At 41.3% G+C, this 16,336-nt stretch carries 16 protein-coding genes; 8 read left to right on the top strand and 8 right to left on the bottom strand.

Features of this window, described 5'->3' with window-relative positions:
• Position 1: 1 nt before the first annotated feature.
• The 3 genes from ACFEL9_RS21915 to ACFEL9_RS21905 all read right to left on the bottom strand — a co-directional run bounded on the left by ACFEL9_RS21915 (position 2) and on the right by ACFEL9_RS21905 (position 2,985).
• Entirely contained in the window at positions 2-1,015 is a 1,014-nt protein-coding gene (locus ACFEL9_RS21915; RefSeq protein WP_385894602.1) for a GSCFA domain-containing protein, read from the bottom strand.
• Positions 1,016-1,078: 63 nt separating this feature from the next.
• On the bottom strand, positions 1,079-1,942 hold the full coding sequence (locus ACFEL9_RS21910) for a hydroxymethylglutaryl-CoA lyase (protein WP_385894601.1): 864 nt from the start codon (positions 1,940-1,942) through the stop codon (positions 1,079-1,081).
• Between the two features lie 32 nt (positions 1,943-1,974).
• Entirely contained in the window at positions 1,975-2,985 is a 1,011-nt protein-coding gene (locus ACFEL9_RS21905; protein WP_385894600.1) for a helix-turn-helix domain-containing protein, read from the bottom strand.
• Between the two features lie 235 nt (positions 2,986-3,220).
• Between ACFEL9_RS21905 and ACFEL9_RS21900 the strand changes: the two genes are divergently transcribed.
• From ACFEL9_RS21900 to ACFEL9_RS21890, 3 genes are all read left to right on the top strand, one after another.
• Positions 3,221-3,829 (top strand): hypothetical protein, encoded by a 609-nt coding sequence (locus ACFEL9_RS21900; protein ID WP_385894598.1) that lies wholly within the window; start codon positions 3,221-3,223, stop codon positions 3,827-3,829.
• A gap of 70 nt (positions 3,830-3,899) precedes the next feature.
• Positions 3,900-4,700 (top strand): hypothetical protein, encoded by an 801-nt coding sequence (locus tag ACFEL9_RS21895; RefSeq protein WP_385894597.1) that lies wholly within the window; start codon positions 3,900-3,902, stop codon positions 4,698-4,700.
• Between the two features lie 2 nt (positions 4,701-4,702).
• Positions 4,703-5,449: an acyloxyacyl hydrolase gene (locus ACFEL9_RS21890; protein ID WP_385894595.1), complete on the top strand. Its 747-nt coding sequence runs from the start codon at positions 4,703-4,705 to the stop codon at positions 5,447-5,449.
• 64 nt (positions 5,450-5,513) lie between these two features.
• On the opposite strand, the gene rlmB is transcribed toward ACFEL9_RS21890, so the two are convergent.
• From rlmB to ACFEL9_RS21865, 5 genes are all read right to left on the bottom strand, one after another.
• Positions 5,514-6,275, bottom strand: coding sequence for a 23S rRNA (guanosine(2251)-2'-O)-methyltransferase RlmB (gene rlmB / locus ACFEL9_RS21885; RefSeq protein WP_385894593.1), 762 nt, complete (start codon positions 6,273-6,275; stop codon positions 5,514-5,516).
• Between the two features lie 170 nt (positions 6,276-6,445).
• Entirely contained in the window at positions 6,446-7,021 is a 576-nt protein-coding gene (locus ACFEL9_RS21880) for an NUDIX domain-containing protein (protein WP_385894592.1), read from the bottom strand.
• A gap of 94 nt (positions 7,022-7,115) precedes the next feature.
• A complete protein-coding gene (gene metK, locus ACFEL9_RS21875; protein WP_385894590.1) occupies positions 7,116-8,369 on the bottom strand; it encodes a methionine adenosyltransferase in 1,254 nt (417 codons plus the stop codon).
• A 95-nt stretch (positions 8,370-8,464) separates the two neighbouring features.
• Positions 8,465-9,943, bottom strand: a complete 1,479-nt coding sequence (locus ACFEL9_RS21870) for a DUF4270 domain-containing protein (RefSeq protein WP_385894588.1) — start codon at positions 9,941-9,943, stop codon at positions 8,465-8,467.
• 30 nt (positions 9,944-9,973) lie between these two features.
• Positions 9,974-10,789, bottom strand: a complete 816-nt coding sequence (locus tag ACFEL9_RS21865) for a glycogen/starch synthase (RefSeq protein ID WP_385894586.1) — start codon at positions 10,787-10,789, stop codon at positions 9,974-9,976.
• A 106-nt stretch (positions 10,790-10,895) separates the two neighbouring features.
• Here ACFEL9_RS21865 and panC point away from each other — a divergent pair, with 106 nt between their 5' ends.
• From panC to ACFEL9_RS21840, 5 genes are all read left to right on the top strand, one after another.
• Positions 10,896-11,747 carry a pantoate--beta-alanine ligase gene (gene panC / locus ACFEL9_RS21860; protein WP_385894584.1) on the top strand — a complete coding sequence of 284 codons (852 nt, stop codon included), beginning with the start codon at positions 10,896-10,898 and terminating at the stop codon, positions 11,745-11,747.
• A 41-nt stretch (positions 11,748-11,788) separates the two neighbouring features.
• Complete coding sequence (panD, locus tag ACFEL9_RS21855) at positions 11,789-12,133, top strand: aspartate 1-decarboxylase (protein ID WP_385894582.1); 345 nt, start codon at positions 11,789-11,791, stop codon at positions 12,131-12,133.
• A gap of 63 nt (positions 12,134-12,196) precedes the next feature.
• Positions 12,197-13,210, top strand: coding sequence for a lysylphosphatidylglycerol synthase transmembrane domain-containing protein (locus tag ACFEL9_RS21850; RefSeq protein WP_385894581.1), 1,014 nt, complete (start codon positions 12,197-12,199; stop codon positions 13,208-13,210).
• A gap of 93 nt (positions 13,211-13,303) precedes the next feature.
• A complete protein-coding gene (gene ppk1 / locus ACFEL9_RS21845; RefSeq protein ID WP_385894579.1) occupies positions 13,304-15,391 on the top strand; it encodes a polyphosphate kinase 1 in 2,088 nt (695 codons plus the stop codon).
• Positions 15,372-16,268: a Ppx/GppA phosphatase family protein gene (locus ACFEL9_RS21840; RefSeq protein WP_385894578.1), complete on the top strand. Its 897-nt coding sequence runs from the start codon at positions 15,372-15,374 to the stop codon at positions 16,266-16,268. The genes ppk1 and ACFEL9_RS21840 overlap by 20 nt, the downstream gene beginning before the upstream one ends.
• Positions 16,269-16,336: the final 68 nt, after the last annotated feature.

Below are 16,336 nucleotides of genomic sequence, written 5' to 3'. Positions count from 1 at the left end.
ACTAAGAGCTAAAATATTCAAGCTCTTCTTTCAAATCAAGAAAAGGATATTTTGCCTGCAATTCCTTTGTTTTATCAGCCTGCGACTTTAAAAATTGCCGGTGTGCATTCGTCGCTGGTTGAACCGGCCTGTGTTTCCTGGCAATGCTGATCTTTTTCAATTCTTCCATTATTTGCCTTGCTTCATCATCAAGACAGGATGCGCTAAATTTTTGCAATACAAAATCTGTCGCCAGGTAATTGGGATGAGCAAAGTCAATATCATAAAACCGGTAATCACGCAATACATCAATCACCAGCTCGTAAGCCGGAAAATAATGCAGTTTGCCGAATTTATTAACCATGTGATGGACTGCTTCGATCAACCTCGCCTTACTGCGATTATTCTCTACTACGCCATCCCGCAGGTGCCTGACGGGGCTAATGGTAAAAAGGATCTGCAAGTTTGGATTAAATTGAAATAGCTGGTGCATGCAGAGATCCAGCGACTCAATGATCTCCGGGATGGTCAGCAAATGTTTATTGAACCATTGCGCCGGCGCCCGGTGACAGTTGGCCACGGCCCCCTCCAAACCTCCCCCCAAAGGGGAGGCTTTCGAAGACTCAGCTAATTCAGTGAGCCGATAGGAAAATGCAGACCCCAATGTGATAATCACCCAATCTGCTTGTTTTAAAAATTCATGGGCTCTTTGCTGCGATTCATTGATGATGTGCAATCCTTCATCTTTATCCATATGAGAAAAACGGCTATGGTGTTGCCAGCTATTCCAGACTTCGTTTAATTGAAAAAGATCAGCTCCTGTATATTTTTTATTGTGGATATAAGAGATAAGGCTGTTGCAAACACTTACGGGGTCAAACAAAATACCGTTGGGATTTTGCACCAATGAAAATTTTGCATTGCCTAATGCATTACCGATATGCTCTGTAAAACAGGATCCTATTAACAGTAATTTATCCTGGTAATTGATCGGCTTTGATAGCTTTTTAGGTTCAAAATTCAACATGAAATCCATCGTGATAAGTTGATAAGTTTAAATGTCCTGTACCTTGTCCCTTGTGTCTTGTAATCTTGTTCTTTACACAAAGATCTCCCCGGCTATCCGCAAACTTTCTTTTAATGCGTCTTCATTCAACGGAGGCAGCAAATTTTTTTCCCTGAAATATTCAATCATTAATTCGGAGTTCATATTGCCGACCAGTTCATCATCTGCCATGGGACAACCTCCAATTCCTTTCAAAGCGCCGTCAAAACGTTTGCATCCTGCATTAACAGCAGCCTGTAATTTTTCTTCCCAATTAGCAGGAGTAGAATGAAGATGAACACCAATCTCTATCCCCGGCAACGACTCAACCAGGTAATTGGTCATATCGTACACCTGCCCCGCTTCAGCAACTCCAACCGTATCAGCCAGTGAAATGGTTTTAATATCCAATGCTACCAATTGGTTGACCCATTCGAAAACAAAGTCTTCGTCGTATGGATCTCCATATGGATTTCCAAACCCCATAGAAATGTAAACCACCAGCTCTTTGCCTGTTTTGATGCAAAGGTTTTGCATCTCTTCCACCCGGCCGAGCGACTCTGCAATGGACGAATTCGTATTACGTTGCTGAAACGTTTCAGAGACGGAAAAAGGAAATCCCAGGTAAGTTATTTCATCATACAGGCTGGCATCTTCGGCACCACGCTGATTAGCTACAATGGCAAGCAATTTTGATTTACTATTATCCAGTTGCAGTCTTTTTAATACTTCAGCGGTATCGGCCATTTGAGGAATAGCCTTGGGAGAAACAAAACTTCCGAAATCAATCGTATCAAATCCTACCTTCAACAGTGAGTTGATATAAGCTACCTTTTTCTCGGTGGGAATAAATGTCTTCCAACCCTGCATAGCATCCCGTGGGCATTCGACAAGTTTGATTAAAGTATGATCTGTCATGTAAAAAATCTACAACAAAGGTAAGAAACAGATCAGTAGTCCATCTGTTCAGCGATCTTCCGGCGGCGATCGATATTTTCCCGCATTTGATTAAAGAACCGTGCTCTTTCCTTCTCGCCGGTAGAGCTGATGAGCATTGAGCGCTGCATTATGTTTTGGATAGAATGATAAATGTGATTACAAAATTCGGCATTGCGGCTTCCCAAATAATTGATGACGCTGTGGTTTATAAAGGCGATTTTGAATTTCCGGGAGTCTACCAATATCGTATTGTCTCCTAAATAAACTTCGTTGTTATAAAGTTTATAGGCAGCTCCGCCCCAATTTTCATTCAGGAACAGTGGATATTTTTTCCCGATGATAGCCATCTTCTCAACGTGCCTTATTACTTCCTTCATACAGTCGTAAGTATACAGAATGTCTTCCTTATTTTCAAAAACCCTGCTATCCCGGTAATAATCGATCTGCTGAAGGGTAGTATCTATTGCATGTACATTCCAAATTTCCGTGGATGACACCTGGCAATAGGTCTCCGTAATTTTTTTGCCGATTGTCTTGAGTGATTCAGGAATTTTACTGATCGAAAACCGCTCAGTCACCAGGTCGGGATAGCTGAGTATGGTTTTCATAAAAAAGAAAAATTTGAACGCAGCCAATTCCGGTATCTGGAACAGATAGAAAAGCGGCACATCTTTATTCAAAAAAAAGAACTCCGCTCCCTCGAAGGATTTAATCATTTCGATATCCGCCAACATCTTTTTCAGGTATAATTCGAAATGAAAATTGCCCGGGCTTACCAACTTGCCGGAAAAAATATAGGTATCTGTATCCAGGTGGAAAATGCTATCGAGTGAAATATTGAAATGGACGCAGAGTTTTTGAACCTCTTCGAATGATAATGGCTTATCTCCTCTCATTCTCCGGTAAGCACTGTCATTGCTTATATCTAAAAGACTGGCGACTTCATCTACTATTGAGAGATGATGAGGTAAAATGCTTTTAATGTGGTTAAAAAAAACCTGTTGAACCGCCTCCGGTGACATAGTGGCTATTTTAGTAAAAATTGCAAACCGGGTGTTTCTTGTTTTGCAAACTATGCGACTCTTGTATAAATGTAACCTCAATTTTGGCAAAATCCAATTCCCGGTTGGTAAAACATACCCACTATGTGTTATTTAGCAAAAGCCCATGGCAGGTCACTTATTTCTCAATTAGGAAGCTGTGAGGAAGCAAAATAGCTTTATGCCGCAAACCATTAATAACCTAAACCACCCAGTTATGAGAAAGCTTCTTCTACTTATTGCCGGTCTTTCTTCAATCATCGCTGCGGCGCAAACTGATTCGGCACAAACCGAAAAAAAGTTTAAAAACTTCATTGCAAAGATCAAAACCACGGATAACATGTTGGTAAAGGGTCTTGTCTATCCTGGCATGACCACCGATGGGTTGGCAATAAGTCGGTTTACAAAAACAAATGTCAACTCATTGTCTCCTGCTGAAATAATGAGCATACCTGCCGAAAACATTAAATCCTTCACCATCAAACGGAAAAATAGTGTTCTGAAGGGAGCATTGATTGGGCTTGGGATTGGTGCTGTAACGGGCGTAGTGATAGGCCTGGCAAGTGGAGATGATCCAATTGCCCAATACCCCGATCCGTCAACAGATTTTTTGGGTTTGGGAACCATTTCTGTCGCTATACAAAATTCGTTCGCTATGACGGCTGGAGAAAAAGCAGTCGGCGGTGGCATCGGGCTTGGCGTCACAGGAGCTATCGTTGGAACGGTGGTGGGAGCCCTGGTCAAAAAGAAATTCATCATTAATGGCAAAAAAGAAAAACTCCGCAACCTCCAGGCTGACCTGATGATGAGGTTGACAAAGAAATAATCCTATAGGACAGACACAGGCCATGCCGAAAACCTGCAAAAGAGTAGGCATTTTCCCAAAACTATTTATTATGAAAAAGGTAATAAGCTGGCAAAATACTATTGCCCTGGCAAGTGCTTGCCTGACCCTGTTTTCTTCCTGTTATCCGGGAACCGTAATAGACGATCCATATTACGTAAACGAAAACAGGCAAAGGGAAAATATTTATTACATTCCAACTGCACCACATCTGCCGCTGGTTTCAGAAAAACAGGATCTGAATTTTAATCTGCTAAGAGCTTCGGGAAATAAATTTAATGGCCTGGAAGGGCAAGCCGCCTATATGCCATGGAAAAACGTGGCGCTTGGAGTAAGTGTGTCTACCGGGAGACACAAAGATGCAGGCATGAAAATGATTGAGTATAACAGATTCGAATTGATGTCGGGCTATATCAAAAAAATTGACAAACTCTGGACCTTCGAAACGTATGCGGGGCTGGGAACCGGGAAAATTACCAATTATCACTATACAGGACACTCCACAATAAAACTCGGCCATTATTTTATTCAACCGGCTATAGCTGTCGGCAATGATGACAAGACTGTTCAATTAGTATTTGCTTCAAGATTTGCCGGTGTAAATTTCAATGTTTCTGATACGCTGTTTAGCACCGACAGGGAACAATTCAGTGGTAAACAATTAAACAGTTTGTACGACGAACCTTTTCATTTGATGTGGGAACCTGCCTTACTGTTTCGGGCAGGTTGGAAAAATATTCTATTTACCCTGCAATACAGTCACTCCTCGGACCTGACAAATTCTTCGCTTCACCGGTCTATAGATAATTTCTCATTTGGAATTTCAATCAGGGGCAATACCAAATCAAAATGATTATGTTCTCTTTGTTTAAATATGGCCCTACAACAGTTCTCTATGTACTTGTTGCACTATCATTAACCATCCGGGAGGGAAAATGCCAATCGCTTTACCCTCCCTTTACAAAATGGCACCAGGATCCTTTGGGGTTAAAACCTTTTGAATTATCATCGGCGTTTGGTTTCGCATGGGGCTCTGCCGGGGTGGCCGCTTGTGTTATTTTTTCAAAAAAAGATCCATTGTTTCAAAAGAGGATTGCTTTCTACCAGGAAGGTGGGTATTCTTTTGGTTACAAATTTCCTTATACCCGTGTAGTTCAAAATGAAATCGGCGTGTTGTATGATCTTCGAAAATGGCTGTCCGCCGGCTTTGGATGGAATGCCTTTTATTTTAAAGATAAAATAAACAGTACCTGTGGTTTTGGCTTCCGGCCATTTGCAAGGTGGTACCCGCTGGTTACAAAAAAGATGAGGTTATTTTTTGAATATGGAGCAGGCGTTTCATACAGTATCGAAAAATTCCCTTTAACGGGAACCGGTTGGAAAGCAGATACTGCCAGGGTAGGCACCCGGTTTAATTTCACTTCCAAATATGGAATAGGTGCAGAAATAAAATTGTCATCGACACTTACACTCCAATCCGGCATCAGGCATTTTCATGTCTCCAATGGAAATATGGCAGGCATCAAAAGAAATCCCTCACATGATAGCAATGGTTTTTTTGCCGGCATCCTATATACGCCCCGAAAAGAGAAAGCCGAATAACAAGCTTATAATTTATGAAGTTGAGCCCCTGCCTTCTTTGAGATGTTGAGCGATATTGAAAAATTTAAAGTCGTTGTTTCATTACTTCGTACAATATCATCCCGGTTGCTACCGACACGTTCAGACTTTCAAATTCGTTTTTCATGGGAATCTTAATTTTTTCATCACATATTTTCATTAAGGCAGGATAGATTCCATGTTCTTCACCTCCCATTACTATTGCGCAAGGTTCCGTGAAATCGCAGTCGTAAATATTTTTTTTAGCAGTCATCTCACTGGCAAAAACTTTTATGCCATTCAGATGCAATTCATCTACTGCCTTCATTAAACTATTGACACGGCAAACCGGTATTTTTTCCAATGCACCAGCAGAAGTAAGAATAGCATCCTCGTTTAATGCGCCTACACCTTTGTCAGGAATAATAATGGCATCAACGCCGGTACAAAATGCGGTTCGGGCAATGCCACCAATATTTCTGATGTCTGTAATCCCATCAAGTATGAGGAAGAGCGGCGCTTTTCCTTTGTCCGTAACAAATGAAATTACCTGCTGCAAATCGTAGTATTGAACTCTTGCGATCTGGGCCACGCAACCGTCATGATTGCTGACGTTAAAGCCGTTTAATTTAGCTACCGGCACCAGGTTAACGGGTACGCCCTGCTGTGCGGCCAGTCGTTTTATTTCAACAATATCCAGGCCCTGTGCTTTGGAGTCAAGATATATTTTATCAAGTTGCTGACCGCTTTTCAAAGCCTCTGTTACCTGCCTTCGCCCAATGATTAACGAACTTTTTTTAGGACGCTGCTGATGTCTGAAATTTTTCACCGGGCAAAGCTAAGGCTAAGAGATCAAAAGAGAAAAGGAGGTGACAGAGTTATGCTGATAGTTTTCAGCGCTTATTGAACTTTTTAAAGCAATATGATTGTAACTGCAAGTATCAGGAATTATGCTTAAAGAAATCTCTTCGGCCTTACTCCTTTTCTCTTTTCCTCTTTCTAACGCTTAGCCTTCAACTCTTTTTCTCCTTCATCTCTTAGCATCCATTTTACTTTTTGGATCGCTGCTATTGACACGGCATCTGTTATTTCCCCTTGTTCTACCATTTTCCATGCCTCTTCAAAGGGAATTTTTTTAATCGCCAATTGTTCCGTTTCTTCAGGCATCGCTGTGTGTTGCTCCAATTGGCGGGCAAGGTAAATGACCGAATATTCGTCAGAAACCGAATTAGAAAGATGCATTTTTAACAGCAATGTCCAATCTTGGGCAACCAGCCCGGTCTCTTCCAACAACTCTCTCTTAGCGGAGTCTAATGGATCGACATCCAATGGTCCGCCTCCTTCCGGTATTTCCCAACTATACTCATTAATTGCAAACCGGTATTGACCAACGAGGTAAGTATTCAAAGCCTCATCCAATACAACTATTCCAATGGCTAAATTCTTAAAATGCACCTTTCCATAAATTCCTTTCCCTCCATTCGGATTAATGACATCGTACTCTGTTACGTTGATCCATTTGTTGTCATATACTGGCTTTTCTGCTAATACCTGCCAAGGGTTATTTTCACTCATCTTTTGCTGTTTTAAACAGTTTTAAAAAATAAACCCTGCAGCTTATTCAAATCTGCAGGGCTTAAGCCTCTCCTTTGGAGAGGGTTGGGTGAGGTTACTTTAATCCAAAGGCCTTTTTAACTTTTGTCACATAATCCAATTTCTCCCAGGTAAACAGCTCAACTTTCTTTGTGACTTTCTTGCCATCGGGAGAAACAAACGTTTTCTCAACAACTCTTGATTCACGGCCCATGTGTCCATAAGCTGCTGTTTCGCTATACATGGGATTGCGCAGTTTCAAACGTTGCTCAATAAAGTAAGGACGCATGTCGAAAATAGATTCTACTATTTTGCTTATCTGTCCATCACTCATTTCAACTTTGGCAGTACCATATGTGTTTACGTTGATACTGGTAGGCTGGGCAACACCAATTGCATATGACACCTGCACTAATACTTCATCAGCAAGACCGGCAGCTACCAGGTTTTTGGCGATATGTCTTGTGGCGTACGCTGCGCTGCGGTCTACTTTGCTGGGATCTTTGCCGCTGAAAGCACCACCACCATGTGCACCCTTACCACCATAGGTATCCACAATGATCTTACGACCTGTCAATCCCGTATCACCATGCGGTCCGCCAATTACAAACTTACCAGTAGGATTGATATGGTACTTGATATCATCATTGAACAATTTGGCGTACTTCTTATACTTCGATTTTACACGGGGGATCAGAATATTGATGATATCCGCCTTGATCTTTGCCAACATTTTTGATTCTGAATCAAAATCGTCGTGTTGGGTTGATACAACTATCGCATCAATACGAACGGGCTTGTTATTATCATCATATTCCAGCGTAACCTGGCTTTTGGCATCAGGACGCAAATATTTGACCTGCTTATTTTCTCTTCTCAATGCGGCCAATTCTATCAACAATTTATGAGCAATGTCCAATGCGAGAGGCATATAGTCGGCTGTCTCATTACTTGCATAACCAAACATCATTCCCTGGTCACCTGCACCTTGTTCTTCTTTTTTCTTACGGTCAACACCCTGGTTGATGTCAGCCGATTGCTCATGTATGGCGGATAAAACACCGCAGGAACTGGCCTCGAACATGTATTCGCTTTTGGTATAACCGATCTTACGAATAACTTCACGGGCAATTTCCTGGACATCTAAATACGCCTTCGATTTTACTTCACCTGCCAACATAACCTGGCCGGTAGTCACCAGCGTTTCACAGGCAACTTTGCTTTGTGGATCAAAAGCAAGAAAATTATCAATCAAAGCATCTGATATCTGGTCGGCTATCTTGTCCGGGTGGCCTTCAGAAACACTTTCAGAAGTAAACAAGTAAGGCATAGATAAACTTTAAGTTTTAAAATATGGGTTAGTCTATAAAATAAATCGGGTGCAAAGATAGCACCCGATACTATTCAACATTTAAAGGTTTTCCACTAAATTTTTGAATAAACAATCCTCAATTTCATCTTTTGTGTGGGGTGGTTTCCACCGCCCAATCTTACCCTCCCCTTACCGGCTGCGGCATTGACAGACAAGGGAGCTCCAACCGTTTGGCTGAGTAATTTACTGTCAGTGCCTGCCGGGCCAGTCCGGTATAGCTCGTTAATATATACAGGTGCAAACAAGCGAAGATCATAGACCGGCTCCGTATCGTTTACCACATGTTGCACATATCTCGTTAAGTTAAACCGCCAGGTCCTTATACTGTTGCCAGCAGCATCTTTGGAATTAATAAATGGACTAACGCCAAAAGCACTCAAGTTTGCATTGCCGCTAACATCCAGTGAAACATCGTACGGAATGGTCCGATACGCACTAACCGACGAATCATAGGCATCAAGATAAAGATTCGTTGACGAGAAAATTGTATCCTTCGGGTCATACACTTGCTCCATGATCAGCTCCGCCCGGTGAACAACCCTATTGTTCAAACCGCCGAGTCCCGGAATTTTAATGGTGGCAAACGAACCCGGGGAGTTCTGTATGTAAACAAGATCATCCGGCGTGGCTCCACCTACCGACGCTTCCAACGGTGTTCCTGCATAATCTCTCTTTATGAAATTAGCCGAGGCCGATCCTGCCGTATTTCCAGAAAAAGGAAAATAAGCGACGGTTGTATCAGCGTTCATCACAGTGTTTTTATCATACCGGTAATAGATTGCCAGCTTGGTATTGGTACCCATGAGGTCGAATCCCATAATAGCATCTCCACTTACTGATTCTAAAGCAAAGCCCTTGAAAAAGGTACGGAAAGCAGAATCGGTACTGTACGCTCCGTTAAGCCCGCCTTTAATTGAATCATAGCTTAAAAGGCGCTGACCAAACGAATCGTCAAGGCGAATGCGCAGTTGGTTGGCTGTAGTATCCTCGAAAGCTTTTACAGAATCATTTAATGTACGGGGATCTATAGTTCGGGAACCAAGCAAAGTTCCTTTTGCATAATCACTTTTTCTAACTGTATAAGAAGTATCGCCAAAATCACTGCTCTGTGGTATTTCATATACATTGACAGTTTGTGGAGTTAACGTATCACCATATGTCTCCACATAGTTTAACACCAGCACCACCGAATCAATATGCAGGCTATCCGGTTTATTAGCAAAGGTATAAGGGTAGCTTGGGGGCTTCAATTCAAGAAAAATCTTCGCATCGGTTTTGCCAAAGAATGGATCCGTATTGATCTGACCCAAAAAATTTGTAAACGCACTGTTATACCTGAGTGTATCTGTCAGTACCGTGAATGTGTCATTGAAAGTTTGTACTTCCAGGGTAGTATCGAATGTATTGATATTATCCACGGGCGGAATTAAATCGCCACCCAAAGATGTGGACTCATTAATTTTTTTGCAGGAAACCAATAAAATGATGCTGGTAATAGATCCAAGCGTAAGTGCCAGGTATTTATGCTTCACAAAAAAAATTTATCCGTAATTAGTAAAATGTTACTTCCCCGCAAGATCGCCATAGAGTTGTAAATACTCTGTTAAATCAGATTCTTCATTATGAAGTAAAGTTTTCTTCCCCCTTACTTTGGTGAACTCTTCTAACAGCTTCTTTTCAACTTTATCGGCGCCGAAAGTAATAGCATCGGCAAATGTTGCTCCACCCCTGAACATAGCAGTATTGGTGGCTTCTTTATACACTTCCAAATCTTTTTCTTTCAGAGAAGGATGTATAAGAGCTTTCTTCAAAAAGTCAGGACCGAGCTTTTCCTTAAATGTATTTTGACCAATTGTAAAAACTGTTTTGCTGTGCGCAAATACCGGTTCCTTTTTATAAATTGTTTTCAGGTAGGCAGGAATAAGGCCCGTCATCCACCCGCTGCAATGAATAATATCGGGAGGCCAGCCAAATTTTTTTACGGTTTCCAGGGCTCCTTTGCAAAAGAAAATTGTCCTCAGCCCATTATCTTCAAACCATTTGTCGTTTTCGTCATGAAAAATATATTTCCGTTTAAATAACTCTTCATTTTCAAGAAAATAAACCTGTAACCGGGCGCTGGGTAGTGATGCCACTTTTATCTGGAGCGGCATATCATCGTTGTCAACAGAAACATTGATACCCGATAAACGCACAACTTCATGGAGCCGGTGGCGACGTTCATTAATGGTTCCAAAGCGAGGCATGATACAGCGAACTTCAAATCCATTATCGTTCGCTTTTATTGCCAACTTGTTGACGATCTCTGAAAATTCTGTCAATTCCAGGTAGGGTGACATTTCGTTGGCAATAAATAAAATCCTTTTTTTTGCTGACATGTAGTCCCTTTTAAATGAAACGTTTTTTAGAAAACGTGGGCGAAGGTACTATTTTTTACAAGGAATAATTAAGTTGCGCCGATTTTTAGCACTAATTACCCCAACCATGGTTCTATTTAAAAAAGTAAAAGACCTTCAAAACTATCTTGACTTACAGCGAAAAAATGGGAAAAAAATTGGCTTTGCACCTACCATGGGAGCCTTGCATAAAGGTCATTTGTCTCTTATTAACGGCTCAAAAAAAGAGAATGATATCACCGCCTGCAGCATTTTTGTAAACCCAACACAATTCAACGATCCTGCTGATTTTGAAAAATACCCTGTCACATTGGAGCAAGACATAATGCTGCTGGAGTCTGCTGGCACAGACGTTTTGTTGCTCCCTTCTGTCACCGAAATGTATCCTGATGGGGCAACCAACACTAAGCATTACGACCTGGGATACCTGGAAAAAATCCTGGAAGGCGAATACAGGCCCGGTCATTTCCAGGGCGTATGCATGATCGTTCACCGATTGCTTGAAATTGTAAGACCGGACAATCTCTATATCGGTCAGAAGGATTACCAGCAATGTATGGTGATAAAAAAACTGATTGAGTTAACAGGTTTTAACAACCTAACGAAACTGAACATCTCTCCCACCCTTCGCGAGCCAGATGGTTTGGCCATGAGTAGCCGGAATATGCGTCTCACAAAAGATGAGCGAACAAAAGCAACAGCAATCATCCAGGCATTAAACTTTGTAAAAGAAAATCTCCAAAAAGGTGATTTGACAACGTTAAAAAAGCAAGCCGCCAATAATCTTTCAGCAAAAGGATTCAAAGTGGACTACGTTGAAATTGCTAATGCTGACACACTTCAAATAAAAGACAATTGGGATGGCAAAGAAAAATTAGTAACTCTCGCCGCAGCTTTTATGAATGGCGTCCGGCTTATTGATAATGTCATACTGAACTAAACCTGGCCTGCTACTGTTTTTAAAAGATCTAATTTTGTACGATGCAGATAGAAGTATTTAAGTCAAAAATTCACCGCGCAGTTGTTACAGAAGCCAATTTAAATTACGTGGGTAGTATAACAATTGATGAAGACCTGATGGATGCGGTGAATATTATAGAAAACGAAAAAGTGCAGGTAGTAAATGTTAATAACGGTGAAAGGCTGGAAACCTATGTAATCAAAGGTAAGCGGGGCTCAGGTACTTGCTGCCTGAACGGACCGGCAGCCCGCAAGGTCGCTGTTGGTGATATTGTGATCATCATTTCTTATGCCACCATGAATTTTGAAGAAGCAAAAAAATTTAAACCCTGGATTGTTTTTCCAAAAGATGGAAATAAACTTTAATGTTGACCATTTATTTACCGAAACGATATTGATTTGTTGGTGACATAGTTATACTTTGAGGCCATGAATAAGAGGATTTTCATTATACTCCAATATCTTTTTTTGCTTGGCCTGGGGGCTTTCCTGGTATGGTGGTCTATAAAGGATATTGACAATGAAAAATTATCGGAAATCCGCTCCGCACTAACCAATGCCCGGCTTTACCTGTTTGCCCCGGTTTTCATCATTTTATTACTTAGTCATTATGTAAGAACATTGCGCTGGCGCCTGTTGATGGAACCGCTGGGTTACCATCCCGATAAGCTGAATATGTTTTTTGCAGTGATGGTTGGCTACCTGGCAAACCAGGCGCTGCCAAGACTTGGAGAGGTACTGAAATGTACGATCCTGGCCCGTTATGAAAAAATACCTGCTGACAAATTAGTCGGTACCATCATTCTTGAAAGGTTAATTGATGCCCTTTCACTGTTGCTGGTGTTTTGTATTACACTTGCCATTCAGCCGGGTTTGTATTCCCAAATTATCGATACAATTTTTAACGGCGATGTAAAGGATGAGTCTAAAAAAACGCCGGGTTATATTATCGCCTTAATTACTGTAGGAGGCATTGTTCTTTTGATCGGGTTGTGGATGATTATAAAAAAGAAAACCTTTAAAGATCTTGGCATTGCCATGCGGAAAATTGGCAGCAGGATTTGGCAAGGACTTAGTACGATTCAGCATCTTAAAAAAAGGGGCCGGTTTCTCTTTCTTACATTAATACTCTGGTGTCTTTATTTATCCGGCGGCTATATAGGATTTCTTGCATTGCATGAAACTGAACATTACGGAATCAGGGAGGCTTTTACCGTTCTTTCCGCAGGCAGCATAGGCATGATTGTTACACCGGGTGGCATCGGTGCATATGCCTATTTAATTGAAGCCACTATGCAAATGTATGGGCTGCAGCAAAGTATTGCCGTCGCCTTTGGATGGCTACTTTGGCTGGCGCAAACCGTTGTCATTTTTATTGCTGGTATTTTTAGTTTCGCTACCCTTCCCTGGTACAATAAGAGAAAAATGAAAACTGCTGTTTGATCTTTTCTACAATAAGAATTATCTCCATTTCTTGAAATCTTAATACGATCTCTTGTTCTTGTTATTTAATTTTATCGTAAATCGGCATTTTCAATGACGCATGTAAAGCAAAAGACGATTGCAAGAGATATAAGCTGGCTTTCATTTAACGCAAGGGTTCTGCAGGAAGCGGCGGATCATACAGTGCCGCTTCGGGAAAGAATACGCTTCCTGGGAATTTTTTCAAACAATCTCGATGAGTTTTTTCGTGTGAGAGTGGCCACATTAAAAAGAATGATGCAGGTCAGCGGAAAGGCCAATATGCATCTGGAAGCAGACCCCCAACAGATACTGGATGATATTCAAATGACGGTGCTAAACCAGCAAAGTGAATTTGCGAGGATTTGGGATGATGTGCAGCGGCAGATGAAACACCAGAAAATTCACCTGGTAACAGAAACGGAGCTTACACCCGAACAACAGGAATTCGTCAGGGATTACTATGATGAGGAAGTGAGCTCAAATGTTATCCCGCTGATGATTGAAAATATCCCACAGCTTCCTAATCTAAGAGATAAATCTATTTATCTCGCCGTTGTAATGTGGAAGAAGGAAAGTGCCTTGAGAAAAAAGTACGCATTGATTGAAGTGCCAAGCCGGGTACTGGGAAGATTTGTCATCCTTCCTTCCAAACCCGAAGAGCATCGTATCATCTTATTGGAAGATGTGATCCGGTTCAACTTGCCTGAAATTTTTTCCTACTTTGGATACGACCAATATTTTGCTCATGTATTTAAAGTGACGAGAGATGCCGAATTGGATATTGATAGCGACGTATCAACGAATATTATTCAAAAAATTGAAAAGGGTTTGAAAAACCGGCGCAAAGGCAAGCCGGTTCGCTTTGTCTATGATAGAGAGATGGACCCGGGTTTGCTTGAGTACCTCACCCGTCGTTTAAATCTATCTAAAAAAGACAATCTCATTCCAGGTGGCCGCATCCACAACTTCCGGCACTTTATGGATTTTCCGGAGCAGGTTTTTAAAATAAAAAAGCCACGGAAAGATCCCTTCTATCACCCGCTATTGATGGAAAGACGGGTATCTGATGTGGTGCTGGAAAAAGACATTATGCTTCACCTGCCCTATCATTCTTTTACTCCTCTTATAGACATTATTCGTGAAGCAGCTATTGATCCGGATGTCAGCACTATCAAGATTACTTGTTACAGGCTGGCCTCTCAGTCAAAAATCATCAACGCATTGGTTAATGCCGTAAGAAATGGAAAGGAAGTGATTGTTATGCTGGAACTCCGTGCCCGTTTTGATGAAGAAGCAAATTTGGAATGGAAAACAAGATTGGAAGATGAAGGGGCAAAAGTGTTGGTAGGTATGCCAAATATGAAAGTGCACGCAAAAATCTGCCTGATCCGTAAAAAAATTAAGGATAAAAATGTTTTATATGGATTTGTAAGTACGGGCAACCTGAATGAAAAAACCTCAAAGGTATATGCGGATCACTGCCTGCTTACTTCTAATCCTAAAATAATGGCAGATGTGAGCAGGGTATTCAATTACCTTGAACATTATAGGATGGATGGCCAGTCATTAAAAAGCTGCAAGATCATAATTCCCAGTCCGCATATTATGCGGAGAGAAATTTACAAGTTGATCGACAATGAAATCAGGAACGCAAAAAAGCATAAACCATCCGGCATCATTTTAAAAATGAATTCACTTTCTGACGAAGGAATGATCGAAAAATTAAACGAAGCCGCCCGGGAAGGCGTTGCTGTTAAACTGATTATTCGCGGCATTTTTTGTATGCTGTCGGAGAGTAAAAAATTTAAACGCCCCGTACAGGCCATCAGTATTGTAGATGAATATTTGGAACATGCACGGGTGTGGGTATTTCACAACAGGGGCAAAGAAAAAGTTTATATATCTTCGGCTGACTGGATGTTGCGCAACCTGGAACATCGTGTAGAGGTCACTTGTCCTATTTGGGATCCGGGGATCAAACAAGAGCTAAAAGATATTCTAAATATTCAGCTACAGGATAATGTGAAGGCAAGATGGCTTGACAATGAATTGAAGAATGAATACGTGCAAAGTACCAAAAAGAAAATTCGTTCACAGGTTGAAACATATGATTATTTATATAAAAAAACATTGACACCCATTGAGACTGGCAGCCATTGATATAGGAAGTAATGCGGCAAGACTGCTGATCAGCGATGTGATTGCCAGCGCTCCGGGCAACACTCCCGAATTTTTGAAAGTAGCTCTCGTACGTGTACCACTGCGCCTTGGATTTGATGTATTTGACAAAGGAGAGATATCGGCAGCTAAAGCCGATAATGTTGTCAAAACAATACTATCCTACAAATTATTGTTAGATGTATATGGCGTAAAGCACCTGAAAGCCTGCGCTACGTCGGCCATGCGGGATGCATCCAATGGCAAAGCAATCATTCAAAAAGTGAAAGCAGAAACAGGAATTGATATAAAAATTATCAGCGGCCAGGAAGAGGCTTCTTTTATTTACGAAAACCATTTTGCTGAAGGTCTAACCCGTGACGAATCCTACTTATACATTGATGTAGGTGGTGGAAGTACCGAACTTACTTTTTTTAGTGACGGTAAGTTGATCTTTAAAGAATCATTTAATATCGGTACGATCCGGTTATTAAAAAACCAGGTATCGGAAGCGACCTGGGACACCATGAAGGAATTCATTAAAACAAAAACCAAAGGCTATCACCATGTTTCCGCCATTGGCTCGGGCGGTAATATCAATAAAGTATTTTCGATTTCAAAACGCAAGGAGGGAAAACCTCTTTCGCTTGAATTACTCCGTGATTACTACAAAGAATTTAGCAACCTTTCTTTGGATCAGCGCATGAGCCTATATAAATTCAGGGAAGACAGGGCCGATGTAATTGTGCCGGCCTTGCTGATTTATATTAATGTCATGCGTTGGGCTGATGCCGAAGAGATATTCGTTCCCAAGATAGGGTTGGCCGATGGTCTTATTCATACACTTTACGAGGAAGTAAGAGAACCACGATTAGTATGATTGAGAAGGATTAAAAGGAAATCATTTATCTTTCGCCAATCATTTTAAAATTCTTTCAATCCTGGGTC

The organism is Terrimonas alba, from assembly GCF_042434975.1.
Lineage (GTDB): Bacteria > Bacteroidota > Bacteroidia > Chitinophagales > Chitinophagaceae > Terrimonas_B > Terrimonas_B alba.
Note: the sequence above shows the minus strand (reverse complement) of the source record. Positions and strands in the feature narration are given on the sequence as shown.